Source organism: Pseudomonas aylmerensis (assembly GCF_001702265.1).
Lineage (GTDB): Bacteria > Pseudomonadota > Gammaproteobacteria > Pseudomonadales > Pseudomonadaceae > Aquipseudomonas > Aquipseudomonas aylmerensis.
In genome coordinates this window covers 1-25,815 of sequence record NZ_MAUE01000040.1, presented here as the reverse complement: position 1 = coordinate 25,815, position 25,815 = coordinate 1, and the positions used below count along the sequence as shown (strand labels likewise).

Genomic DNA, 25,815 nt, shown 5'->3' with positions numbered 1-25,815 from the left:
CATTTTGAGCGCGCCCCGCGAGCGAGTAGTCTTGGCGCAGATTGAATGCTCCTGGGTGAAACATGGAACTGCACATCGTGATCCACGGCCGCAAGGATCTGGCCGAACAGTTGTACCAGCAGTTGCGTGAAGCCATCGGTTCCGGACGCCTGGCCGCCGGTGCGCAATTGCCGCCCAGCCGCTTGCTCGCCGAACAATTGGGCGTGTCACGCAAGACCGTCTCGGACACCTACGCGACCCTGACCTACGAAGGCCTGCTGGTCGGCAAGACCGGCCGTGGCACCTTCGTCAACGCCCGCGCACCGCAGACCGAACGCCTGCAAACCGGCGCCGACCTGGCCTGCGCTGCCAACCTGGCGACCTGGCAGGCGCTGCCCTCGCCCATGCGCCACCCCACGCGCGACAGCACCTTGCGCTACGAATTTATCGGCGGCGCCACCAGCCGCCATCAGTTTCCGCAGGATGAATGGCGACGTTGCACCCAGGACGCGCTGCGGCGCATCGCACAGAACAGTGGGTTCTACAGCCAGCCCGAAGGCTTGCCGGCACTGCGCAGTGCCATCGCCGGGCACATTGCGTTTTCACGCGGGGTCAACTGCCGTGACACCGACATCATCGTCACCAATGGCGCGCAGCAGGCCCTGGACCTGATCGCGCGGGTGGTGCTGGAACCGGGCAGCATTGTCGCCATGGAAGACCCGGGCTACAGCCCCGCGCGCCAGTTGTTCATGGCCATGGGCGCGAGCGTCGCGAGTGTGCCGGTGGATGCGCAAGGGATTCAGGTCGAGCAGATCCCGGCCGGCACGCGCCTGATCTACGTCACGCCGTCGCACCAATTCCCGCTGGGCATGCCCATGAGCCTGCCGCGCCGGGAAGCCTTGTTGGCACGGGCGCTGGAACTGGGCGCGATCATCATCGAGGACGACTACGACAGCGAATTCCGCTACGAAGGCCGGCCCACCGATTCGCTGCAGAGCATGGACACCCGTGGCCTGGTGACTTACGTCGGGACCTTCTCGAAAACCCTGTTGCCGGAGCTGCGCCTGGGTTATGCGGTGCTGCCACCGGCGATCTACGGCGCGGTGCTCAAGGCCAAGCAATTGACCGACCAGCACAGTTCGACCCTGCCCCAGTGGGCGCTGGCCAAGTTCATCAGCGAAGGCTACCTGCTCAAGCACATTCGCCGCTGCCACACGGTGTACGCCGGGCGCCGCGAACGCATCCTGCAACGCCTGGCGGGCGACCTGTCGCCGTGGTTCGAAGCGGTGCCGACCGTGGCCGGGTTCCACATGGCGGCGCTGTGCAAAGTGCCGGTGAATATCGCGCTGCTGATGCAGTTGGCGCGCCAGGTGGAAGTGGGCCTGTACCCGCTCGACGTGTTCTTCCACGACGCGCCGGTACGCCCGGGCCTGATCATCGGTTTTGGGGCGATCGAGACGCTGGACATCGACCCGGCCCTGGACAAGGTGCGCGACATTCTCCAGCAGATTGGCTAGCGGCTTTTCCGCCGGATTGGACATTGGTGCTGGCGCAAACAGGCTCTAGCCTGTGCACTCCCCCAGACTCTGGAGACCCTCGCCATGACCGAATGCGCCTTCAACACTGTTCATGTCCGCGCGGCTGCCGGGCGCTCGACGCAACTGGGCCAGCGCCTGGGGCAGATCGCCGAAGCCGTGCGCAGCGCCCCTGGTTGCCTCGACTATGCCGTACAACGCAGCCAGCAAGACCCCGACCTGTGGACCGTCAAGGGCCGCTGGGCGTGTGCTGCGCAGCTCTTGGCGCACTTCGAGCTGCCGGCCCTGCAAGGCTTTATCGCGCTCACCGCTGAACAACTGGCCAGCCGCCTGCACTTCGACCATTGAGCGATTGGTCTCCTGGCCTTTGCCAGGATTGGTCATTGGTCAGCCGGGGCACGCGGCGTAGGGTGAAGAGGTCTCGAACTTCTCGGAAACTTCGCCATGAAACGACTGCTCGCCACCACCCTGATGCTCGCCTCCTTCAGCGCCTTCGCCCATGAACCCGTGTACAACCAGGAATCGATCAAGGTGCTGCAGGAGCACGCCCTGACCAATGTGCCCGGCAAGAAAACCATCATGCTCACCGTCGACTACGCCCCCGGCCAGGCCACCGTGCCGCATAGCCACACCGGCACCGCCGTGGCCTATGTGCTGGAAGGCGCGATCACGTCGCGAGTGAATGATGAGAAGGCCGTGACCTACAAGGTCGGCGAGTCGTTCTACGAGCCGGCCGGATCGCGGCACTTTGAATCGAGCAATGCCAGCCAGACCCAGCCAGCCAAGCTGCTGGTGGTGATGGTGCTCGATGACAAGGCCGAGGTGCTGACGCCGCTGAAGCAATAATCCGCCCCGCCACTGCAGGCGCTGGCGAGCCGGCGCCTACAGGTTCAGCCGGGTTCAGGGGCGCTTGAACTGGCGGCGCAGGTCTTCGATCCGGGGCCGGCACGCGCAGCCTTCGAGGTGGTCGTTGACCATGCCCATCGCCTGCATCAGCGCGTACATCGTGGTCGGCCCGACGAAGGTCCAGCCGCGCTTCTTCAACGCCTTGGACAAACGCACCGATGCCGGTGAAGTCGGGTTGCCGGTCCAGTACGCCATGTCGACCACGGCCGGACGCTCCGTCTCGTCGGGCTCGAACGCCCACAACCAGCGCGCCAGCGAACCGGTCTCGTCGACCAGTTCACACGCCCTGCGCGCATTGTTGATGGTCGAGACGATCTTCGCGCGATTGCGCACGATGCCTGGGTCCTGCATCAGTCGCTCGATATCGGCCTCGCCATACTGCGCCACCCGGCGAAAATCAAAGCCTTCGAATGCCACGCGAAACTGCTCGCGCTTGCGCAGGATGGTGATCCAGGCCATGCCCGCCTGAAAGCCTTCCAGGCAGATTTTTTCATACAGCTGGATGTCATCCGCCACCGGCACGCCCCACTCATGGTCGTGGTAACGCGGGTACTGCGGCGCAGCCGTGCGCCAACTGCAGTGGGTCTGCCCGGTTGCATCCGTGGTCAGTCCGGGTTTATCCATCCATCACCTCCAAAGCCAAGCGGCGGATGATAAGCGAAAAAAATTCCCCTCCGCCAACCGCTCAAGCATCGGTGTTGGCGACCAACTGGTCAGACCGGGACTTGTCAACCGTCCAAGAATGACTTGTTATTTCAAAAAAACCCGGCGTAGACTGGCCGCGCACTGGACTTACCGGTATGACCACAACAATTAAGCCCTGGAACCACCAGGGCACCGAATAGAGATCCCTCCCATGCTCAGATGGTGCTCGCGTTCGATTTTCCTGCAAGTCGTGATTGGCCTGGCTCTAGGCATAATCTGCGGCCTCGCCCTTCCCGAATTCTCCTCGCAACTCAAACCCCTGGGAGACGGCTTTATCAAGCTGATCAAAATGCTGATTGGCCTGATTGTGTTCTGCGTGGTGGTCAGCGGTATTTCCGGTGCCGGCGACTTGAAGAAAGTCGGGCGCATCGGCCTCAAGTCGGTGATCTACTTTGAAGTCCTCACCACCGTCGCGTTGGTGATCGGCCTGATCATGGCCTTCAGCACCGGGATCGGCACCGGCGCCAATATCCACCTGGAGCAGTTGTCCTCCGCCGGCCTCAATGAACTGGCGGACAAGGGCCAGCATATCCGTGGCACCAGCCAGTTCCTGATGGACCTGATCCCCAACTCGGTGATCGGCGCCTTCGCAGACAACAATGTGCTGCAGGTGCTGCTGTTCTCGGTGTTGTTCGGCAGCGCCCTGAACCTGGTTGGCGAAGCCGCTTCCGGCATCTCGCGGCTGATCAACGAGCTGAGCCATATCATCTTCCGCATCATGGGCATGATCGTGCGCCTGGCCCCCATCGGCGTATTCGGCGCGATCGCCTTCACCACCAGCACCTACGGCCTGGATTCCCTGCAACACCTGGGCAGCCTGGTCGGCCTGTTCTACCTGACGTGCTTTGCCTTCGTCGCCGTGATCCTCGGCCTGGTCATGCGCCTGTCGGGGCTGCGCATGCTGCCGCTGCTCAAGTACCTGCGCGAAGAGCTGCTGATCGTGATGGGCACCGCCTCCTCCGACGCCGTGCTGCCACAGATCATGCGCAAGCTCGAACACCTGGGCATCGGCAGCTCCACCGTGGGCCTGGTGATTCCGACCGGGTACTCGTTCAACCTCGACGGTTTCTCGATCTACCTGACCCTGGCCATCGTGTTTATCGCCAACGCCACCGGCACGCCGCTGTCGATGACCGACTTGCTGACCATCCTGCTGGTGTCGCTGATCACCTCCAAAGGCGCCCACGGCATCCCCGGCTCCGCGCTGGTAATCCTCGCAGCGACGCTGACGGCGATCCCGGCGATTCCGGTGGTCGGCCTGGTGCTGGTGCTGGCGGTGGACTGGTTCATGGGCATCGGCCGCGCACTGACCAACCTGATCGGCAACTGCGTCGCCACCGTGGCCATTGCCCGTTGGGAAAAAGACATCGATATCCAGCGCGCGAACAAAGTGCTCGACGGCCAGCAAGGCTATGCCTTCCAGGCCAAGAAGCCGGTATTGCCCGCGCACCAGGAGTTCTGACCGGTTTCATCAGCGGCACCGTTCAAATGTGGGAGCGGGCTTGCTCGCGAAAGCGCTGGGTCAGTCACAGATGTATTGACTGAATAACCGCATTCGCGAGCAAGCCCGCTCCCACAGTCAAGAGTCGCCATGCTCGCTAATGTATTCGCAACATAAAGGAGAGGTAGACGTGATCAGCACCTCAACCGTCGTCAATTCAGTCGTCGAAAAACTTCGCGCCGCCCTGGCGCGGGGCCAGTGGCGCCGGGGCGAAATGCTCCCCGGCCAGCGTGAACTGGCCGAACAGATGGGCATCAGCCGCCCGAGCCTGCGTGAAGCCGTGATCGTGCTGGAAACCCTCGGCCTGGTGCGTTCCATGCCCGGCAAAGGCGTGGTCGTGCTGGAAACCAGCGTCAGCGATCCACAGTCCAGCGACGCCGTGGCCGACGCCAGCCTCGAAGACATCCTGCAACTGCGCTACACCCTCGAACCCTTCATCGTCGGCCTGGTGGCGCAGTCGATCAGCAGCAAGGAAGTCGGGCAACTGCGCCTGACGCTGATGGACATGCGCGAAGCCCTCGATGCCGGTGACGCCGAAGCGGGCATGAACGCCTACATCGGCTTCCACGAGGAATTGTTCGCCCTCACCTCCAACCCGATCTTCCAGAACGTGGTGCAGCAAACCAGCAACGCGCTCAAGCAAAGCGCCCAGGTGCTGCGCAACTCGCCGGAACACCTGGCCGAACGCCTGCAGGAAAACGAGGCGGTGGTGCGCGCCATCCGCAACAAGAACAGTGCCCTGGCCAGCGCCGAAATGCGCCGGCATATCCTGCAGGAAGGCCTGCGCATGGGCATTCGCCTGAACATCCCGGACGACCACCTGGGCAGTTGATTTTTTGGAGACCGGCCATGAACGCCCACGCCTTGCAACGCGACCCCGTCCTGCCCACCCTGCGCCTGGTGGCCGGCAAGAAGCCCTCGGTGGATGACATCTACCCACGGCTGTTCGATGCCATCCTCGAGCAACGCATCGCCCCGTCCAGCCGCTTTACCGAAGAAGGCCTGGGCGAGACCTTTGGCGTGAGCCGCAGCGTGATTCGCCGGGTGCTGGCCAAGCTGTCCCACCAGCAAGTGATCATCCTGCGCCCCAACCAGCGCGCCCAGGTCGCCGCGCCAGATGGCCAGCAGACCCGGCAAATCCTCGAAGCCCGGCGCATGACTGAAATCACCGTGGTGCAACTGGCCTGCGCCCAGGCAACGCCTGGGCAGATCCGCCAGCTGCGCGAGCTGATTGCGCGCGAGCGCGACTGTATCGAGCGTGATCAACGTGGCCCGGCGATTCGTTTGTCCGGCGAGTTTCACCTGCAATTGGCTGCGATGGCCGGCAACGCGCCGCTGGCGCAGTTCCTCAACAGCCTCGTGCCGTTGACGTCGTTGATCATCGCCCAGTACGAAGCGCAGGCCTGCACGTACTGCGCGTGGGAGGAGCATGTGGCGATTGTCGATGCAATTGAGCAGCGCGACACGGACACCGCAGTGCGCTTGATGACCGAGCATCTGGATCACCTGGAAACCAAGCTGCTGCAACTCAACTGAACGCGGCGAGCGGTTGTCACCTGAGGGCGAATAATTGATAATCGCTCTCATTCCCGCCCAGACAGTTACAACATGCCGCCAGCCACGCCCCTCACCTCTTCCGACGCTTCGACCCTGCGTGAGCAGATCCTGAGGCAGTTGTTTGGCGACCACCATGGCTGGCTGCTCGACCGTCTGCGCGCCCGCCTGGGCTGCCGTCATGATGCCGCCGACATGGCCGCCGAGACGTTTGTCCAAGTCGTTGCCCTGCCCGCGCCGCAAACCATTCGCGAACCGCGCGCGCTGCTGACCACCATTGCCAAGCGGCTGATCTACGACACCTGGCGTCGCCGCGACCTGGAACGCGCCTACCTGCAAGTGCTGGCCGCCCAGCCCGAAGCGGTGGAGCCTTCACCGGAGGAGCACGCCCTGACCCTGGAAAGCCTGATGGCCGTGGATGCCTTGCTGGATGGGTTGTCGCCGCGTGCGCGCACCGCGTTCCTGTGCAGCCAGATCGATGGCATGAAGTACGCCGACATTGCTGCGCTGCTGGGCGTGTCGACGATTCGCGTGCGCCAGTACGTGGCCAAGGGGCTGCGCCTGTGCTGCCGCGAGTTGCTGGAATCATGAGTTCGCGCGCCGCCCTTGAACAAGCTATCGAGTGGAGTGCCTGCCTGCGCGATGAATCGCTGCTGCCCAGTGAGCGCCATGCGTTCGAGCATTGGCTGCAGGCCGATCCGCTGAATGCCCAGGCCTGGAATACCGTGCAAAGCCATGTGCAACGCAGCCTGGCGCCGGCCCATGACGCACAGGCCCGCCGCGCCTTGCAAGCACCGCGCCCCAGTCGTCGTCAATTGCTGCGCGGCGCCTTGGCCGTCTCCGGACTCGGAGTGGTCACCCAGGCGCTGCGCCAGCCAGGCATGCCACTGGCGGAATTCGGCGCCGACCTGCGCACCGGCACCGGCGAGCGGCTGAACACATGGCTGGCAGATGGCAGCCACCTGGTACTCGATGCACAAAGCGCGGTGGATATCGATTGGCGCACGGACGAACGCCGGCTGTTGCTGCGCGCCGGCAAGATCATCCTCGACATCCACCACGAGCCACGCCCCTTCAACATCAGCACCCCGTTTGGCCAGGTACAGGGCAATGGCACACGGCTGATGGTGGCGGCATACGCCTCATTCAGCCACGTCTGGGCCCTGGGGCCGGACGTGCACATCACCACCCGCCGTGGCGCGCAACTGACGCTCAAAGCGGATCAGGGCGCACGCTTCAACGACAGCATTGAACGCCTGGCCGCCAACCACAGCGGCGAAAGCAGCTGGCAGGACGGCTGGCTCAACGTGCAGGACTGGGCACTGGGCGACGTCATCGCCGCGTTGAAACCGTACCGGCGCGGCGTGCTGCGCGTCAGCCCGAGCGCTGCGCCGATGCGCGTCTCCGGCGTGTTCTCCCTCGACCACAGCGACCGCGCCCTCGCCGCCCTGGCGCAAACCATGCCGCTGCGCATCCAGCGTTATGGCGAGTGGTGGGTCAGCGTCGACCGCGCCTGAATTATTTTTTCATCCGCCTATATCGCTTTTTCATGCTCGCTGGACATACCCCATGAACCGCCCACGAATGCGGACCGCCAATGGAGCCCTCGTTATGTCCCGCTGCACCCGTACCCTCTTTCCGCTAGCCCTGCTGGTGGCCCCCCTGGGCCTGGCCCACGCCGCCAATTTCGACTTGCCGCCCGCGGGGCTGGCGACCACCCTGGGCCGCATCGCCCAGCAAAGCGCGCGTGAAATCGTGTATGAACCGAGCCTGGTGTCCGGCCTGCAAGCGCCCGCGGTACGCGGTGACATGAGCACTGAGCAGGCCTTGAGCCGCGCCCTGTCAGGTTCCGGCCTGGGCCTGGACACCACCGAAGGCGGCGTATTGACGCTCAAGCCCCTGCCCTCCGGCACCCTCAACCTGGGCGAGACCAGCATCAACGCCAACACGTTCGACAGTGAAGAGAACGGCGACAACAGCTATGTGGTCAAGCGCGGCCGTGGCGCAACCAAGACCGATACGCCACTGGCCGAAGTTGCGCAGTCGATCTCGGTGGTGTCGCGCAAGCAGATGAATGACCAGGCCGTACAGGACGTCAGCCAGGCGGTGCGCTACACCCCCGGTATCTATGGCGAATACACCGGCAGCAACAACAGCCGCGAGCAGTTTCGCGTGCGCGGCTTTTCGCCCTACGTGTTCCAGGATGGCCTGATGCTGCCGTATGGCGAAAGTGGCCAGGGCAGCGTGTCCGAGCCCTACGGCCTGCAAAGCGTGGAAGTGCTGCGCGGCCCCAGCTCGATGCTGTATGGCCAGAGCCGTCCCGGTGGCTTGATCAACCTCACCAGCAAACTGCCGACCACCACGCCCTTGCATCAGTTGCAGGTTCAAGGCGGCAGCCATGACCTCAAGCAACTGGGCTTCGACTTCAGCGGCCCGCTGGACGACCAGGGCGTGTGGAGCTACCGGCTGACCGGCCTGGTCAAGGACAGCGGCACCCAGGTCGAACACGTCGACAACAACCGCAACTTCATCGCCCCCGCGCTGACCTGGCGCCCTAACGATGACACCTCGCTGACCCTGCTTGCCCAATACCAGCGCGACTGGGGCGGCACCACCGAGCAATACTACCCGCAAAAAGGCTCGCAGCAGGGTTCGCCCTGGGGCCACATCGGCAGCGACACGCTGCTGGGCGATCCGGATTACGATCAGCTGCGCCGCGAAAGCTTCCAGCTCGGCTACCTGTTCGAGCACCATCTGAACGACACCTGGACCCTTCGCCAGAACCTGCGCTGGAGCAAGGTAAACATCCAGAACCGCTCGGCGTTCAACAACGGCTATGCCAGCGCCACCAGCCCGGTGCTCAATCGGCTGGCCTCCGACATCAAGCGCAACATCCAGATCTTCAACGTCGATAACCAGGCGCAGGCGCGCTTCAACACCGGTGCGTTGGAGCATACCCTGCTGATGGGCCTGGATTTCCGGCGCAACGCGCTGGACAACGACGTGGTCAACGGCACGTTCAGCCCGATCAACCCGTACAACCCCACTTACGGCGGCAGCGTCAGCGGCCAGTACGTGGGTCGCGACATGTACCAGACCCAGAAGCAGACCGGCGTCTACCTGCAGGACCAGATCAAGCTGGATAGCTGGATCCTGACCCTCGGCGGTCGCTACGACTGGGCCACGTCCACCAGCGACTTCCGCCCGGACCGCGCGACGCCACGCGACCGCGTGATCAAGCAGGACGATGAAAAAGGCACCTGGCGCGCGGGGCTCGGCTACCTGTTCGACAACGGCGTGATGCCCTACGTCAGCTACTCGCAATCGTTCGACCCGACGCTCAATACCAGCGTCAGCGCGACCACACCGATCTTCAAGCCGACCGAAGGCGAGCAATATGAAGCCGGCGTGAAGTACCAACCGCCGGGCCAGGACAGCTTTATCACCGCGTCGGTCTACACCCTGACCCAGAAGAATCTCACCACGGCCGACCCGCTCGACATGCGCAATACCGTGCAGATCGGCGAAGCGCGCAGCCGTGGCTTCGAGTTGGAAGGCAAGGCGGTACTGAACCGCAACCTGTCGCTGATTGCCTCTTACACCTACACCGACAGTGAAATCACCCAGAGCGGCTACGTGACCTCGGCCTACACCGATAAAGGCTACGAACTGCCCTTCACCCCGCGCCACCGGGCGTCGGCGTGGCTGGACTACACCCTCGATGACGGCCCGTTCACCGGCCTCGGCCTGGGCGCCGGCGCACGCTACACCGGCGTGTTGTGGGGCAGCTCCGCCGTCTCCACCACCGCCGCACGCGACCGTATCCAGAGCGGCAACGTCACCGTGTTCGACGCCGCCGTGCATTACGACCTGGGCAAGCTGGCCAATGATTTGAAAGGCACCCGCGTCGCGCTGAATGCCAGCAACCTGTTCGACAAGGACTACATCACCGCCTGCACCAACACCACCGCGTGCTACTACGGCCCACGGCGCAATGTGACCGCGACGCTGACCTACGACTGGTAAGGCAGCCGCTGACAACCGATGGCGAAGGCCCGCGCCATCGGGTTTGCCCTCAAGTCGGCAGCAAGGGGCGCTGGATCAACAGCACGTGGCGTCGCGAAGAGTCGCTGCGCCACACCCGACTGCAGGCGCTTGCGGCCTCAGGTTTGCTCGCGCTCGATCCACTTGGCCACGGTAGGCGCCGTATAGTCGCGCACTGCCGCCAGTAAACGCTCCACGTTCGGTTCGACAATCAACATGTCGCGGTGCACCGGCTTCAAAAACGCCTCGCTGACCACGTTGTCGAGGAAGGCGGCCAAGCCATCGTAAAACCCGTTGATGTTCAACAGTGCGCAAGGCTTGGCGTGCTGGCCCAGTTGCGCCCACGTCCACACCTCAAACAACTCTTCAAACGTGCCGATGCCTCCAGGCAATGCGATAAAGCCGTCGGACAGATCCGCCATCAGCGCCTTGCGCTCGTGCATGGAACCGACGATCCGCAGGTCTGCCAGGCCGGTGTGGGCCAGCTCCTTATCGGCCAGGAACGCCGGCATGACACCAATCACTTCACCGCCACTGGCCAGCGCCGCGTCGGCCACCGCGCCCATCAAACCCACCGAAGCGCCGCCGTAGACCAGACCGATACCGGCCTTGGCGAGCGCCTCACCCAATTGAGTGGCCATTTCGGCATACACCGGCAACCGGCCTGGGCTTGAGCCGGAAAAAATACACAGTCGCATAGACCCTCGCTTGCTGAGTGTTGTTGAGTACCCGGTGGATTAAACCACGCCAGGTTCTTTGCGTATTGACTGACAGCCCTGTCGGCGAGCAATCGGCAGAATGGGTGGCCGTATTATCAACATTCCTTTGCCGATGAGTGCCCCTATGCGACCCCTTATCCGTACCCTGATCGCCAGCGCTTTTATTCCAGCACTCAATGCGCATGCCCATCTCGGTGACGACGCCACGCAAGTGATCACCCCGGCACACCCCGTCTGGTTGCTTGAGCAACCTTACGCAGACGGCCCGATGCTGACGGCCCGCACGTTTGGTGCCAGTGCCTATGACGGGTATAGCGTCAAGGCCAACCTGGCGATCAGCTGTCACCCGCAGAACCCATCGGCGGGCATTGAACTGGAGATCTCCCCGCAGTCGCTGGGCTTCGACGTTGCGCCTTTTGAAGGCAAGGGTGCCGCCAAAGCCGGACCACTGCGCATCACGACGGGAACCCGCGCCAGCGTCGATCACTCGATCAATGGCGTGTGGACCCACGGCGGGGTTTTCCAGGTCAGCACGATTTTTGTACTCCGCGGCTCCGTGCCCCGCGACGAACTCGCCTACTGGGCCAGTGATGCCTCACGGGGTCAAAGCCTGACACTGTCATTGGCGCCAGCCCAGGAGGGGGGCAAGCCGCTGACCGCAACGTTTTTACTGCCAGCCAATAACACCGGGCTGAAAAAAGTCATCCAGCCGTGCCTGGGGACTGCCACGCCATAAAAAAAGCCCCGCATCTTACGATGCGGGGCTTTGTGTCCAGCGGTTGGATCAAGCCGGTTGCAGCACCGACTGACCGCTCAACGCCAGGTCCAGCAGTTCACGGTTGGCGACCGCGTACATGGCGTAGTCCGTGCCGACCGCAGCACGAATTTCCACCATCATCGCGCGCCAGCGATCCGCCATGTCCTGGTGCTGCTCAAGCCACAGGGCCACGCGGGCTTCCATGTCTTGTGGCGCATCGGCCATTTGCAGTACCGCGATGGTGATCGCGCGTTGCTGCCAGTCCACGTCGTCGCGGAACGCTTCGCGCGCCTGGGCCTGCCAGTTGTTGGCCACTGGCAGATCGCTGATCTGCTGCAGGTACCACGGCAAGTCGAGGGCGCTGCCCACGGCGAAGTAGGCTTTCGCCACTTCGGCGGCATCGTGACCGGTGACGTCAGCGGCTTCGATGATCGGCAGCAGCGTGTACAGGTGCGTCGTGCCGGCCACCATGCGTGCCAACAACTCCGGCACGCCGGCTTCGGTGTAGGCCTGGTAGCGGGTCTGCCAGCCTTCGCGGGTCGGGCCTTCCAGCAGTTCATCGAGCTTGAGGCCCAACGCGGCCAGGTGTGGACCGAAGTGCGCGGTATCACGCCCGGCATCCTGCTCGTTGCGACGGCTGCGCAGGAACCAGCGTGTAGCACGGCGGCCCAGGCGCATCAGCTCGTCCATCAGCTCCAGTTGCACGTCGGCGGAGACCTGGTGGTCCAGGGCTTCGATCTGACGGAACCAGTGCGGGAGATGGAAGATGTCACGCACGATCACATAGGCGCCAGCCACGTTCGCCGGGCTCATGCCGGTCGACTCCTTGAGGCGCTGCACGAAGGTGATGCCCATGTGGTTGACCAGGTCGTTGGCGATCTGGGTGCTGACGATCTCGCGCTTCAGGCGATGACGACGCATGGCCTCGGAGAACTTGGCGACCAGGCTCGGTGGGAACGCGGTCTCCATGTCACGGGTCAGGTACTCGTCGTCCGGCACCAGCGACTTGAGCAGCGCTTCCTTGAGGTCGATCTTGCTGTAGGAGATCAATACCGACAGCTCTGGACGCGTCAGGCCCTTGCCGTTGGACGCGCGCTCGGTGAGCTGCTCCTCGGTCGGCAGGTACTCGATGGCGCGGTCCAGCTTGCCACGGCCTTCCAGGTCGCTCATCAGGCGCTTGTACTCGGCTGCGCGCTCGTAGGCCTTGCGGGCGGCCAGGGACAGGGCCTGGGTCTGCTTGTAGTTGTTGCCCAACACCAGGTGGCCGACTTCGTCGGTCATGCTCGCCAGCAGCTGGTTGCGCTGCTTGTCGGTCATGTCACCGGCCTGCACCACTTCGTTGAGCAGGATCTTGATGTTCACTTCGTGGTCGGAGCAGTCCACGCCACCGGCGTTGTCGATGAAGTCGGTGTTGGAACCGCCGCCATTGAGGCCGAATTCCACACGACCCAATTGGGTCATGCCGAGGTTACCGCCCTCGCCCACCACCTTGCAGCGCAGCTCGTTGCCGTTGACACGCAGTGCGTCGTTGGCCTTGTCGCCGACGTCGGCGTGGCTTTCGGTGCTGGCCTTGACGTACGTACCGATACCGCCGTTCCACAACAGGTCCACCGGCGCCTTGAGCAAGGCGTTCAGCAGCTCGGTCGGGGTCAGTTTGTCGGCCGAAATGTCGAAGCGCTCTTTCATCTGTGGCGAGATGGCAATGCTCTTCGCGCTGCGCGAGAAGATCCCGCCGCCTTCGGACATGATGCTGGTGTCGTAGTCGGTCCACGCCGAACGCGGCAGTTCGAACATGCGCTGGCGCTCGACGAAGCTGGTCGCCGGGTTCGGGTTTGGATCGATGAAGATGTGCAGGTGGTTGAAGGCCGCGACCAGTTGCAGCTTGTCGGACATCAACAGGCCGTTACCGAACACGTCACCGGCCATGTCGCCGACGCCGACCACGGTGATGCTGTCTTCCTGCACATTGATGCCGCGCTCACGGAAGTGACGCTGCACGCCGACCCACGCGCCCTTGGCGGTGATGCCCATTTTCTTGTGGTCGTAACCGGCGGAACCACCGGAGGCGAATGCATCGCCCAGCCAGAAGCCGTAGTCGATGGCGATGCCGTTGGCGATGTCGGAGAAGGTCGCGGTGCCTTTGTCCGCCGCCACTACCAGGTACGGGTCATCGTCGTCATGGCGCACGACGTTGGCCGGTGGTACCAGGGCGCCGTCTTTCAGGTTGTCGGTGATGTCCAGCAGGCCGGAAATGAAGATGCGGTAGCAGGCGATGCCCTCGGCCGCGATCTCGTCGCGGCTGCCGCCCAGTGGCAGGCGACGCGGCAGGAAGCCGCCCTTCGCACCCACCGGCACGATCACCGAGTTCTTCACTTGCTGGGCTTTTACCAGGCCGAGCACTTCGGTACGGAAGTCTTCCTCACGGTCGGACCAGCGCAGGCCGCCGCGCGCAACGTTGCCAAAGCGCAGGTGCACGCCTTCGACACGCGGCGAGTAGACGAAGATCTCGAATTTCGGCACCGGCTTTGGCAGCTCAGGAATCGCACGCGGGTCGAACTTGAAGCTGAAGTACGACTTGTTCTGGCCGTTGGCGTCGGTCTGGTAGAAGTTGGTCCGCAGGGTGGCCTTGATCAGGTCCAGGTAGCGACGCAGGATGCGGTCTTCGTTGAGCACCTGGACGTCGTCCAGCGCGGTGAGGATCGCTTGCTCCAGGCGTTGCTGCTTGTCTTCCAGGTCGTCGGCGGTGAGCTTGCGCGCCAGGTAGAAACGGGTCTTGAACAACCGGGTCAACTCGCGGGCGATGTCGGTGTGGTTGTTCAGGGTGCTGGCGATGTAGCCGAGGTCGAAGCCCAGGCGGATCTGCTTGAGGTAACGCGCGTAGGCACGCAGCAGCGCCACGTCGCGCCACGGCAGGCCGGCGGTGAGTACCAGGCGGTTGAACGCATCGTTCTCGGCGTCGCCATGCACGATGTGCACGAACGCGTCCTGCAGCGTGTCGTTGAGTTGCTGGATATCCAGGTTCACGCCTTCGGCGGCGATGAACGCAAAGTCATGGATCCAGAACTCGCGGCCATTGGCGTGACGCAGGCGGTAAGGGAATTCACCCAGCACGCGCAGGCCGAGGTTTTCCAGGATCGGCAGCACGTCGGAGAGTGCCAGCGGGGTATCGGCGTGGTAGAGCTTGCAATGCAGCTCGCGCTGGCCGGAGACCTGGCCCAGCGGCTGGTAGAAGCTCATCACCAGCGGGTTGGCTTCGGTGAGGCTGTTGAGGTGCTGCATGTCGACCACGGCCGAATGCGCAGCAAAACGCTCGCGGTAACCGGCTGGGAAGCCTTTCGGGAAGTCGGCCAGCACGTTGGTGCCCTGGGCTTCGCCGAAGCTTTCGACGACCAGGCTGGAGTAGTCGTCCTGCCAGCTGCGGCAGGCCTGTACCACTTCTTTTTCCAGTTGCAGCGGGTCGATGTCCAGGCGGTTCTTCGGGTCGACCCGCAGAATCAGCTGCACGCGCGCCAGCACGGACTCGGAGAAGAAGGTCCAGAACTCGCAATCCGAAGCCTTCAGGCGATCCATCAGCACTTGCTGGATCTTCTGGCGCACTTCGGTGGAATAGATGTCGCGCGGCACGTAGGCCAGGCAGTAGCAGAAACGACCGTACGGGTCTTTGCGCAGGAATACGCGGATCTTGTTGCGTTCCTGGATCTGCACGATCGACATCACGGTGCTGAACAGCTCGTCGACCGGGGTCTGGAACAGGTCGTCACGCGGCAGTACTTCGACCACCTGGGCGAGTTCCTTGCCCAAATGCGCCTTGGGCTGGAAGCCCGAGCGGCGTTCGATTTCGGCGACCTTGCGACGGATATACGGGATGACCCGCACGCTTTCGCCGTACACCGAGGAGGTGTACAGGCCCATGAAGCGGTGTTCCTTGATGACCTTGCCGTCGGCATCGATCTCGCGGATCGACACGTAGTCCGGATAGGCCGGACGGTGCACACGGCTTGGGTGCGCGGCCTTGGCGAACGACAGCACGGTCGGTTCACGCAGGTAGGCAACGGCATAGTCTTCGATGCGCAGGTCATCGGCGGTGAGGCCGGCGCGCAGCAGCTTGGTCAGACCGAGGAAGGAATTGGCGTCATATTCGATATGACCGCCGTCCGCCTCGTCACGTACCACGAATTCTTCATAGCCGAGGAAGGTGAAGTGGTTGCCCACCAGCCATTCCAGGAAGTTCTTGATCTCGGCTTTTTCTTCGCCATCGATCACGAACTGGCTGGCGTCGATACCGGCCAGCAGGTCCTGGACCTTGGCTTTCATCGGTTCGAAATCGGCCACGGCCACACGCACTTCGCCGAGTACCTGCTCAAGCTCTTTGCTCAGCACGTTCAGTTCGGCAGCGTTGGCGCAGCGGTCGATTTCCAGGTACATCAGCGATTCTTGCTGGATGCCTTCGCCCTGGGTGCCCTTGGGCAGGATTTCCAGCAGCTCGCCCTTGCTGCCACGGCGTACGCTGAGCACGGTGGTCTGCAGGGTGTGGATGCTGTAGCCGCGGCGGTTCAGCTCGGTACGCACCGAGTCGACCAGGAACGGCAGGTCATGGTGCAGCACTTCGACCGCGGTGTGGGTCGACTGCCAGCCATGACGTTCGTAATCGGGGTTGTAGACCCGCACTTGCGGTTGGGTGTGATCAAAGCGCTCAAGCAGGCGCCAGGCAGACAGGGTGCAACCGGCCAGGTCGGAAAGGCGACGCTGGGTCAGTTCGTCCAGGGAAATGATGCCGAAGAATTGTTCAGCGAACAGCGCCACTTGTGGCAGTGCCTGTTCACTGATGTGCTGCGCCAGTGCCGCTTGCAGTTGATGCTGGAAGTCGGCCTTGCTGGCTGCGGTGAAGAACGCCATCTGTGGTACTCCGCTTGGGCTTGTTATTGATGGAAGCGTCGCGTGTTATCCCCTTGCGGGGAGACCGTCAGCTCTGTTCGTCGATACAAGTGGATAAGTACCTTAAACGAATCAGGGTGACAGGTGGGTGAAGCTGGACAAGACAATGAGGTCACATACAACTTCCATAAGATGCGCACCTTGCCAGGTGACGGTACGACGGGCAGGTCAGGCGCCTGGCACATGCACATCCGTTGCGCAGCTTAACGACTGTAGGAAGACAGCTGCTTGCGACGCTGCGACATATTCGGTCATCGGTAAGCAGGCCAGTGGTTGCGACTTGGGCAACCCGGATTTTTTCGCAGAAAAACAGGTGTTTTCCCCGCCTGCGAGTACCGGAAATGACTGATTCAGCCCGTCAGGTCATGCACTGGGTCTGACACGGCATGCAGCACAAAATTCGCTGCAATGGCACAATTGCCCGCGCAACGCCCTACCCCAGACAGGATTCCCCATGCTGCAAATCAAGACCGACGCCCTGATGGCCACTCCGTGCGACGAAGAAGAAGACAACATGGCCATGCTCTGCTGCCACGGCAAAAACGGCGAGATGTTCATGCTCACCCGTTACCCCGACGAAGACGAAGTGGAGCTGACCTGGGACTACGAGCCATCGACCCTGGACGGCCTGAAAGTCACCCTGAGTGACACGGCATTGCTGGTCGAACTCGCTGCCGGCGATGCCGATGCACTGGGTGGCAAGGATCAACTGCAGATCAGCCATGGCACTGCTGCCTCGGACCTGGCCGAAGTTGAAGCGACCTTGCAGAACATCCTCAAAGGCACGGGTACGTTTATCCGGACGTAGTGGCCGGGCAAGCGGGCTTGTTGTGATGAGCGCGCTTGTTGTGTGATGAGCGCGCTTGTTGTGGCGAGCGGGCCTGTTGTGGTGAGCGGGCTTGCCCCGCGTTGGGCTGCGCAGCAGCCCCATCAAGATCACCGCATTCCCCCAGGGGGACCGCGTTCTCTGGTTTTAGGGCCGCTTCGCGCCCCAACGCGGGGCAAGCCCGCTCACCACAAAGAGCCCTATTGCCACAGCAAGCCCAATTGCCAAAATAAGCCCTATTGCCACAGCAAGCTCTATTGCCACAAGAAGCCATTGCCACAAAGAGCCTATTGCCACAGGAAGCATGCTCGCCAACGGAAGCTCGCTTGGGCCGCAAGTGCCGAGGCACTGAGTAATAACCTTACGAAGTGCTGAAGGTGCAGCGGCCCAACACCCTTGTGGTGAGCGTGCTTGTTGTGGCAATGGGGCTCTTTGTGGTGAGCGGGCTTGCCCCGCGTTGGGCTGCGTAGCAGCCCCATCAAGATCGCCGCATTCCTCCAGTGGGACCGCGTTCTCTGGTTTTAGGGCCGCTCCGCAGCCCAACGCGGGGCAAGCCCGCTCACCACAAAAAAGCCCTATTGCCAGAAGAGACCCTATTGCCAGATAAGCCCGCTTGCCACAGCACAAAGGAGCAATTTGCGCGCCCACACAAAATTCCTACAAGTTTTCCCAAAAATACTCGTCACGCCGTTAGTCGCCGCCCCCTGCCATGCATTAAAGTAGGCGCCCCAGGCTGTCGTTTGTTGCAAGACGTACAGGCTCATCTCTCCAGGAACCGTCATCGATGGAACATCGTGAAGCGCTGCTCGCGCTGCGAACCTTTCTTTCTACGCAGATTCTCGGCCAGGAAAAACTCATCGATCGCCTGCTGATCGCCCTGCTCGCCGACGGCCATATGCTGGTCGAGGGCGCACCGGGCCTGGCCAAGACCAAGGCGATCAAAGAGCTGGCTGAAGGCATCGAAGCGCAGTTCCATCGTATCCAGTTCACCCCCGATCTATTGCCCGCCGACATCACCGGCACCGAAATCTATCGCCCGGAAACCGGCAGCTTCGTGTTCCAGCAAGGCCCGATCTTCCACAACCTGGTGCTGGCCGACGAAATCAACCGTGCGCCGGCCAAGGTGCAGTCGGCGTTGCTGGAGGCCATGGCCGAGCGCCAGGTCAGCGTCGGGCGCAGCACCTACGAGCTGTCGCCGCTGTTTCTGGTGATGGCCACGCAAAACCCTATCGAGCAGGAAGGCACCTACCCGTTGCCCGAAGCCCAGCTCGACCGCTTCCTGATGCACGTCAAGATCGGCTTCCCCGACGCCGCCGTCGAGCGGCGCATCCTGCAGCAGGCGCGCGGCGAGGCGCTCAACGGCGAGACCAAGCCCGAGCGCCGCGTCAGCCAGCAGGCGATCTTCGCTGCGCGCAAGGAAATCCTCGGCCTGTACATGGCCGATGCGGTGGAGGAATACCTGGTGCAACTGGTCATGGCCACGCGCACCCCGGCCAAGTTCGATCCGGAGATGGCCGAGTGGATCGCCTACGGCGCCAGCCCGCGTGGTTCCATCGCCCTCGACCGCTGCGCACGCGCCCATGCCTGGCTGGCCGGGCGCGACTTTGTCAGCCCGGAGGATATCCAGGCGGTGCTGTTCGACGTGCTGCGCCACCGCATCATTCTGTCGTTCGAGGCCGAAGCGGCCGGTATTGACCAGGACCGCGTGGTGCAACGCATTCTCGACGTCGTTGCCGTCGCTTGAACCCCATGAACGCAAGCGATGGAATCCGCGTCACACTCAGCGAATTGATTGAGATGCGCCACCGCGTGCGCGAAGTGCAGCTGTTTTCCACCCCCAGCCAGCGCAGCCCGCTGATCGGCTTGCATCACTCCAAATTGCGCGGGCGCGGTGTCGACTTCGACCAGGTGCGCGTGTACCAGGCCGGTGACGATGTGCGCACCATCGACTGGCGCGTCACCGCACGCACCCAGGAGCCGCACACCAAACTGTTTCACGAAGAACGCGAACGGCCGATTTTCATCATGGTCGAGCAAAGTTGCCGGCTGTTTTTCGGCTCGGGGCAGATGTTCAAGTCGGTGCTCGCCGCCCAGGCCGCCAGCCTGATCGGCTGGGCCGCGCTGGGGCATAACGACCGCGTGGGCGGGCTGGTGTTCGGCGACAGCGAGCACTACGAAATCAAGCCGCGACGCAGCAAGCAAAGCCTGCTGCAACTGCTCAACCGCCTGGTGCGCGTCAACCAGAGCCTCAACACCGAAAGCCGCCCGGAAGCCGACGCCCTGGGCATGGCCCTGCGCCGGGGCCGCGAAGTGCTACGCCCGGGCAGCCTGGTTATCGTGATTTGCGACGAGCGCGCGCTGACCGAAGGCGCCGAACAACAGCTGAGCCTGTTGTCACGCCATTGCGACCTGCTGCTGTTGCCGATTTCCGACCCGCTCGACCACGCCCTGCCCGCCGCCGGGCTGCTGCGCTTTGCCGAACGCGGCGCGCAGCTGGAGCTAGACACGCTGAACTTCGACCTGCGCCAGGCCTACAAGGCCCAGGCCGAAGCGCGCATCGCCCGCTGGGAACTGCTCGCGCAAAAACTGCGCATCCTGCTGATGCCCCTGAGCACCCAGAGCGAAATGGTCGAGCAACTGCGCGAGTACCTCAACCCTCAACGCCCGGTTAAAAAGCAATGAGCAGCCTCGACCAGTTGCAACCGCTGATCGCGCCGCCGAGCATCGGCTTCTGGCCGCCTGCGCCGGGTTGGTGGCTGTTGCTGGTGATCATCCCGTTGCTCGCTTGGGGCCTGTGGTCGCTGCGGCGTTTCCTGCCTGCGCGGCGTCCCGTGGCACGCGCCGAACAACCACTGGACCCGTTGCGCATCGCCGCCCTGGCGGAGCTGGCGCTGATGCCCAAGCCCTACGACGGCGCCCCTGCCGGTGCCTGGCTGCAACAACTCAACGGCCTGCTCAAGCGCCTGTGCCGCAACGACTACCCCTACAGCCAAAGCCACACCCTCAACGGCCGCAAATGGCTGGCATTCCTCGACAACCGCTGCCCCGCCGCCGGTCTGACGCGCTGGATGGTGCTGGTCGAAGGCGCCTACAAACCCGAATGCAAACTCGACGACAAGGCCATCGCCGGCCTCACCCAGGCTGTCGACACCTGGATTCGCAAACATGTTTGAGTTCGCCTGGCCGTGGATCTTCATCCTGTTGCCCTTGCCGTGGCTGATGCGCCTGGTGTTGCCAGTGGCCGACAGCGGCGAGCCGGCCCTCAAGGTCAGCTACCTCAGCGACCTCGAAGGCCTGGCCCGGCGCCGTGCCCGTGTCAATCTGCCGGGCTGGCGCCAACAGGCACCGTTCGTGGTCCTGTGGCTGCTGCTGTTGACCGCCGCCGCGCGCCCGGAATGGCTCGGCGAGCCGTTGCCAATCGCCGCCAGTGGCCGCGACCTGCTGGTGGCGGTGGACGTGTCCGGCTCGATGGATTTTCCCGACATGCACTGGCAGGACGATGACGTCAGCCGCCTGAGCCTGGTCAAGCATCTGCTCGGCGACTTCCTGGAAGAGCGCGAAGGTGATCGCGTCGGACTGATCCTGTTCGGCAGCCAGGCCTACCTGCAGGCGCCACTGACCTTTGACCGCCACACCGTGCGCACCTGGCTGGACGAGGCGCGCATCGGCATCGCCGGCAAGAACACCGCCATCGGCGACGCCATCGGCCTGGCCTTGAAACGCCTGCGCCAGCGCCCGGCGCAAAGCCGCGTGCTGATCCTGGTCACCGACGGCGCCAACAACGCCGGGCAGATCGACCCGCTGACCGCCGCGCGCCTGGCCGCTGAAGAAGGCGTGAAGATCTACCCGATCGGTATCGGCGCCGACCCTGAGCAAACCGGCTCGCTGGGTATCCTCGGTGTCAACCCGAGCCTGGACCTCGATGAGCCCGCGCTCAAGGCGATTGCCGAGGCCACCGGCGGACAATACTTCCGCGCCCGCGACGGCGAAGAGCTGCTAGCGATCAAGGACACCCTCGACAAACTCGAACCCGTCGAACAGCAACCAACCCAGGCCCGCCCGGCACTCGCGCTGTACAGCGCGCCGCTGGCCCTGGCACTGGTATTGAGCATGCTGCTGGTAATCCAGGAACGCTGGCCGAACAACGCGCTGCAACGGTTGTTGAACAAATTGTCGACCCGTGGGCGTTTCCTGCAGCAGCATCCCGAATGGCGCCAGCGCCTCAAACGCCTGCGTCTGCGGAGGCGTCGATGATCGACCTGTGGCCGCACTGGTTCCGTCCCTGGTGGCTGTTGCTGCTGCCCCTGCTCGGCTGGCTGCTGTGGCAACTGTGGCACCGGCAAAAACGCGCCGGGCGCTGGCAGATGATCCTGCCGCCGGCCTTTCATGCGGTGCTGCTCAGCGGCGGCAATGGCCGCGAAAGCAAATCGCCGTGGGTGGTGCTCGGCATCGCCTGGCTGCTGGCCGTGCTGGCATTGCTTGGCCCCAGCTGGCAGCGGGTCGAACAGTCGAGCCAGAAACCTTCTGATCCCTTGGTGGTGCTGCTGGAACTGACCCCGGAGATGCTCGCCACCGACAGTCCGCCAAACCGCCTGGAACAGGCGCGGCGCAAGCTGTATGACCTGTTGCAGGCGCGCACGGATGCGCAAACCGCCATCGTCGTGTACGCCGGCAGTGCCCACACGCTGGTGCCGCTGTCCGACGACCTGGCCACCAGCCGCAACCTGCTCGATGCGCTGCGCCCCTCGCTGATGCCCGAAGTCGGCCACCGCGCTGACCTCGCGGTGGAAAAAGCCCTGGGCCTGCTCAAGCAAGGTGGCCTGGGCCAGGGCCGGCTGTTGCTGATCGGTTCTTCCTTGTCCAAACAGGAACGCCAAGGCATCCGCCTGTTGCTGCAAAGCGGCCAGGCGCCGAGCTTGTCGATCCTCGGCATCGGCAGCCGCGAAGGCACGCCGGTGACTCAGGAAAGCGGCGAATTCCTCAAGGACGAACAGGGCGCGATCCTGGTGCCGCGCCTCGACAGCCCTACGCTCAAGGCCTTCGCCAGCGAAATGGGCGGCCGTTACCGCGCCGCGCGCCTGGACGACAAAGACCTGCGCCAGCTCGGCGTGCTGGACCCGCCGCAGACCCTGCGCAACGACGGCCAACTGCTGCACCTCGACACCTGGGCCGACCAGGGTTATTGGCTGCTGCTCCCGCTGTTGCTGCTCGCGGCCTGCGCCGGGCGGCGTGGCTGGCTGTTCTGCCTGCCGCTGCTGCTGTTGGGTGCACCGCAGCCCAGCTATGCCTTCGGCCTGCAGGACCTGTGGCTACGCCCCGACCAGCAAGGCCAATACCTGCTGAAGAAAAAACGCCCCGCCGAAGCCGCGGAGCACTTCGAAGACCCGCAATGGCAAGGCGTCGCACTGTACGAAGCCGGCAACTATGCCGAGGCCATCAAGCGTTTCGCCCAGAGCAATGACGCCTACGCCCACTACAATCGCGGCAACGCCCTGGCCAAGTCGGGCGAGCTGGAGGCGGCGATCGATGCCTACGAACAGGCCCTGGAAGCCCAGCCCGACCTGCAGCCGGCCCTGAAAAACAAGGCTCTGGTGGAAACCCTGATGCAGGAACAGGCAAACCCCGAGCCGCAAAAACCTGCAAAAAACCAGGATGACGAAACCACGCAACCCGGCCAAACTGCGCAACCAGGCGCCAGCGGGCAAAGTGCCACGGGTGGCGAGCAGTCGTCCCAGGGACAGGGCGAAGCCGGCACCGGTGATACCAAGGCCGGCGCCACGCCACAACCCGGCGGTAACGAAGTACCGGGCAGCGAACTCGGGGACGAGCAGACCACCACCCCGCCACTGCGCCCTGCCGACGCCAGCCTCGACGGTGAACATCGCCAGGCTCTGGAGCAGTGGCTGCGGGAGATTCCGGACAACCCCGGCGAACTGCTGCGGCGTAAATTCTGGTACGAACAGCAACAACATCAGGACAAGACTCGATGAGCCGCCGCACGACCCTACTGCTTTTGCTCGCGCTGTCGGCAGGCCACGCCCAGGCGGCGAGCCTGGTCGCCAGTGTCGACCGCAGCCGCCTCAATTCCGGCGAGACGGTAGAGCTGACGGTGGAATCCAGCGACGTCACCCAGTTCGGCAAACCCGACCTGTCGCCGCTGGACGAGCAGTTCGAAGTCAGCGGCACGCGCCAACTCAACCAGCTCACCACCTTGGGCGGCGACAACCACGCCACCACGCGCTGGATCATCACCCTGCTGCCCAAGCAAAACGGCACCGTGGTGATCCCGCCCCTGCAAGTGGGCGAGTACAAGACCCAGCCGATCAGCCTGCAAGTGGTCGAAACCACCAGCCAGGACAGCAGCGCGGAACTGGCGCCGGTGTTCGTCGAGGCCAATCTCGACCAGACCAGCGTGTACGTGCAGGCCCAGGCACTCTTGACCGTGCGCGTGTACCACTCGGTGTCGCTGTATGACGACAGCAGCCTCACGCCGTTGCAGATCCCGGATGCGCGGGTCGAGCAGTTGGGCGAGTCGCGCACCTACGAGAAAGTCATCAACAGCATTCGCCATGGCGTGATCGAAACCCGCTACGCGATCTACCCGCAGCACAGCGGCGCCCTGGAGGTTCCCGCCCAGACCTTCAGCGCGACCCTGGTGGAATCGCGTCCGCCACAGGAAAACACCTTGCAGGGCACCAAGCCCGGCAAGCTGATCCACGTGAGTTCGACGCCCCTGTCGCTGACGGTCAAACCCAAGCCGGAGCTCTACCCCGCCGACGCCGCCTGGCTGCCGGCACGCAGCCTGACCTTGAGCGAAAGCTGGAACCCCGAGCCCGAACACGTGCAGGTCGGTGACTCGCTGACCCGCAGCCTCACGGTCAAGGCCGAAGGTTTGTCCAGTGCGCAACTGCCGGCCCTGCCGAGCACCGACATCAACGGCCTGCGGCGTTACCCGGACCAGCCGGTGCTTGGCAACCAGACCAACGACCGCGGCCTGATCGGTAGCCGTGAAGACCGTGAAGCCTTGGTGCCCAATCGCGTCGGCGCCCTGGAGTTGCCCGCCGTCGAAGTGGTGTGGTGGAACACCCACGAGGACCATCTGGAACGCACCAGCCTGCCGGCGCGCACCCTGCAAGTGGCGAACAACCCGAGCCTGGTGGTGGACACCCCCGCCACGCCGACGATCATCACCGCTCCGGACGACAGCCGCCTGTGGCTGTGGCAACTGAGTACGCTGATCCTGGCCTGCACCACCTTGCTGGGCTTCGGCCTGTGGTGGCGTGCACGCTGGCAGCCGGCGGTGCTGCGCGCGGCGCAAACCGGCCCGAGCCCGCGCTCCCTGCTCGACGACCTCAAGCGCGCCACCCAGGCCAACGACCCGCAAGCCACGCGCCAGGCGCTGGACGCCTGGGCGCGCCAGCAGCCGGAAACCCTGGCGGACATGGCCGCGCGCTTTGTGCCGTTATCGGATGCGCTGGATGGCCTGAATGGCGCGCTGTACAGCGAGAGCGGCCAGTACTGGCTGGGCGAAGACCTGTGGCGCGCGATCAAGGCCATCCCGATGGCCGAGCGTGAACTCGATCCGGCGACCGATACCACCAGCCTGCCGCCGCTGTACCCCAAGTAAGCCGGACTCAGCCAGACCACAAAACCCTGTGGGAGCGGGCTTGCTCGCGAAAGCGGCGCGTCAGTCACTGGTGATTTGACTGACCCAGCGCATTCGCGGGCAAGCCCGCTCCCACAGGGGTTAGCGCAAGCGGGATAGAACTTCGTCGCCCGTGAAGGACTCGCAGCTCATGGCCGTCATTGGCCTAGACGCGGTTGGCGTCCAGATCCGTGAAGCATCGCTGGGCAACAGTGGCCACGGGTCAAAAATGTGGGAGCGGGCTTGCCCGCGAAGGCGGTCTATCAGTCCCCCCTGCACTGACTGATCCACCGCCTTCGCGAGCAAGCCCGCTCCCACATGGGTTAGCGCAAGCGAGGCAGAACTTCGTCGCCCGTGGAGGACTCGCAGCTCATGGCCGTCATTGGCCTAGACGCGGTTGGCGTCCAGATCCGTGAAGCATCGCTGGGCAACAGTGGCCACGGGTCAAAAATGTGGGAGCGGGCTTGCTCGCGAAAGCGGTCTATCAGTCCCCCCTGCACTGACTGACCCACCGCCTTCGCGAGCCCGCTCCCACATGGGTTAGCGCAAGCGGGATAGAACTTCGTCGCCCGTGAAGGACTCGCAGCGCATGGCCGTCATTGGCCTAGACGCGGTTGGCGTCGAGATCCGTGAAGCATCGCTGGGCAACAGTGGCCACGGTTCAAAATTGTGGGAGCGGGCTTGCTCGCGAAAGCGGCGTGTCAGTCAC

Annotated in this window: 20 protein-coding genes; 17 read left to right on the top strand and 3 right to left on the bottom strand. The window is 63.7% G+C overall.

What is annotated here, in order from left to right; all coding sequences use genetic code 11:
• Positions 1-62 precede the first annotated feature (62 nt).
• The 3 genes from pdxR (at position 63) to BBG20_RS24180 (ending at position 2,360) form a co-directional block, all read left to right on the top strand.
• On the top strand, positions 63-1,496 hold the full coding sequence (gene pdxR / locus BBG20_RS24190) for a MocR-like pyridoxine biosynthesis transcription factor PdxR (RefSeq protein WP_065907920.1): 1,434 nt from the start codon (positions 63-65) through the stop codon (positions 1,494-1,496).
• Between the two features lie 84 nt (positions 1,497-1,580).
• A complete protein-coding gene (locus BBG20_RS24185; protein WP_065907918.1) occupies positions 1,581-1,862 on the top strand; it encodes a putative quinol monooxygenase in 282 nt (93 codons plus the stop codon).
• A gap of 96 nt (positions 1,863-1,958) precedes the next feature.
• Complete coding sequence (locus BBG20_RS24180) at positions 1,959-2,360, top strand: cupin domain-containing protein (RefSeq protein ID WP_065907916.1); 402 nt, start codon at positions 1,959-1,961, stop codon at positions 2,358-2,360.
• A 54-nt stretch (positions 2,361-2,414) separates the two neighbouring features.
• Here BBG20_RS24180 and BBG20_RS24175 read toward each other — a convergent pair whose 3' ends face one another.
• Positions 2,415-3,044, bottom strand: a complete 630-nt coding sequence (locus BBG20_RS24175; RefSeq protein WP_065907914.1) for a DNA-3-methyladenine glycosylase I — start codon at positions 3,042-3,044, stop codon at positions 2,415-2,417.
• 217 nt (positions 3,045-3,261) lie between these two features.
• Here BBG20_RS24175 and BBG20_RS24170 point away from each other — a divergent pair, with 217 nt between their 5' ends.
• The 6 genes from BBG20_RS24170 (at position 3,262) to BBG20_RS24145 (ending at position 10,206) form a co-directional block, all read left to right on the top strand.
• Complete coding sequence (locus tag BBG20_RS24170; protein WP_177343961.1) at positions 3,262-4,587, top strand: C4-dicarboxylate transporter DctA; 1,326 nt, start codon at positions 3,262-3,264, stop codon at positions 4,585-4,587.
• A gap of 169 nt (positions 4,588-4,756) precedes the next feature.
• Complete coding sequence (locus tag BBG20_RS24165) at positions 4,757-5,458, top strand: FadR/GntR family transcriptional regulator (RefSeq protein WP_065907910.1); 702 nt, start codon at positions 4,757-4,759, stop codon at positions 5,456-5,458.
• A 17-nt stretch (positions 5,459-5,475) separates the two neighbouring features.
• Entirely contained in the window at positions 5,476-6,162 is a 687-nt protein-coding gene (locus BBG20_RS24160; RefSeq protein WP_065907908.1) for a GntR family transcriptional regulator, read from the top strand.
• A 72-nt stretch (positions 6,163-6,234) separates the two neighbouring features.
• Positions 6,235-6,771, top strand: coding sequence for a sigma-70 family RNA polymerase sigma factor (locus BBG20_RS24155; protein WP_065907906.1), 537 nt, complete (start codon positions 6,235-6,237; stop codon positions 6,769-6,771).
• Complete coding sequence (locus BBG20_RS24150) at positions 6,768-7,697, top strand: FecR domain-containing protein (RefSeq protein ID WP_065907904.1); 930 nt, start codon at positions 6,768-6,770, stop codon at positions 7,695-7,697. Before BBG20_RS24155 ends, BBG20_RS24150 begins: the two co-directional genes overlap by 4 nt.
• Before the next feature lie 94 nt (positions 7,698-7,791).
• The gene (locus BBG20_RS24145) at positions 7,792-10,206 is read left to right on the top strand and encodes a TonB-dependent siderophore receptor (protein WP_158267385.1); all 2,415 of its coding nucleotides are present in this window, start codon (positions 7,792-7,794) and stop codon (positions 10,204-10,206) included.
• A gap of 137 nt (positions 10,207-10,343) precedes the next feature.
• Here the strand turns inward: BBG20_RS24145 and BBG20_RS24140 are convergent, their stop codons facing one another.
• Positions 10,344-10,922 (bottom strand): LOG family protein, encoded by a 579-nt coding sequence (locus tag BBG20_RS24140; protein WP_065907901.1) that lies wholly within the window; start codon positions 10,920-10,922, stop codon positions 10,344-10,346.
• Between the two features lie 145 nt (positions 10,923-11,067).
• Between BBG20_RS24140 and BBG20_RS24135 the strand changes: the two genes are divergently transcribed.
• A complete protein-coding gene (locus tag BBG20_RS24135; RefSeq protein ID WP_065907899.1) occupies positions 11,068-11,679 on the top strand; it encodes a hypothetical protein in 612 nt (203 codons plus the stop codon).
• Positions 11,680-11,727: 48 nt separating this feature from the next.
• Here the strand turns inward: BBG20_RS24135 and BBG20_RS24130 are convergent, their stop codons facing one another.
• Positions 11,728-16,596: an NAD-glutamate dehydrogenase gene (locus tag BBG20_RS24130; protein WP_065907896.1), complete on the bottom strand. Its 4,869-nt coding sequence runs from the start codon at positions 16,594-16,596 to the stop codon at positions 11,728-11,730.
• Between the two features lie 493 nt (positions 16,597-17,089).
• Between BBG20_RS24130 and BBG20_RS24125 the strand changes: the two genes are divergently transcribed.
• The 7 genes from BBG20_RS24125 to BBG20_RS24095 all read left to right on the top strand — a co-directional run bounded on the left by BBG20_RS24125 (position 17,090) and on the right by BBG20_RS24095 (position 25,088).
• Positions 17,090-17,443, top strand: a complete 354-nt coding sequence (locus tag BBG20_RS24125) for a hypothetical protein (protein ID WP_065907894.1) — start codon at positions 17,090-17,092, stop codon at positions 17,441-17,443.
• A gap of 802 nt (positions 17,444-18,245) precedes the next feature.
• On the top strand, positions 18,246-19,205 hold the full coding sequence (locus BBG20_RS24120; protein WP_017739127.1) for an AAA family ATPase: 960 nt from the start codon (positions 18,246-18,248) through the stop codon (positions 19,203-19,205).
• A 5-nt stretch (positions 19,206-19,210) separates the two neighbouring features.
• Positions 19,211-20,143 (top strand): DUF58 domain-containing protein, encoded by a 933-nt coding sequence (locus BBG20_RS24115; protein WP_049712996.1) that lies wholly within the window; start codon positions 19,211-19,213, stop codon positions 20,141-20,143.
• Positions 20,140-20,634, top strand: a complete 495-nt coding sequence (locus BBG20_RS24110) for a DUF4381 domain-containing protein (protein WP_065907893.1) — start codon at positions 20,140-20,142, stop codon at positions 20,632-20,634. The genes BBG20_RS24115 and BBG20_RS24110 overlap by 4 nt, the downstream gene beginning before the upstream one ends.
• Complete coding sequence (locus BBG20_RS24105) at positions 20,627-21,715, top strand: vWA domain-containing protein (protein ID WP_065907891.1); 1,089 nt, start codon at positions 20,627-20,629, stop codon at positions 21,713-21,715. The genes BBG20_RS24110 and BBG20_RS24105 overlap by 8 nt, the downstream gene beginning before the upstream one ends.
• Positions 21,712-23,451, top strand: a complete 1,740-nt coding sequence (locus BBG20_RS24100) for a tetratricopeptide repeat protein (RefSeq protein WP_065907890.1) — start codon at positions 21,712-21,714, stop codon at positions 23,449-23,451. Before BBG20_RS24105 ends, BBG20_RS24100 begins: the two co-directional genes overlap by 4 nt.
• The gene (locus BBG20_RS24095; protein ID WP_065907885.1) at positions 23,448-25,088 is read left to right on the top strand and encodes a BatD family protein; all 1,641 of its coding nucleotides are present in this window, start codon (positions 23,448-23,450) and stop codon (positions 25,086-25,088) included. The genes BBG20_RS24100 and BBG20_RS24095 overlap by 4 nt, the downstream gene beginning before the upstream one ends.
• Positions 25,089-25,815 lie beyond the last annotated feature (727 nt).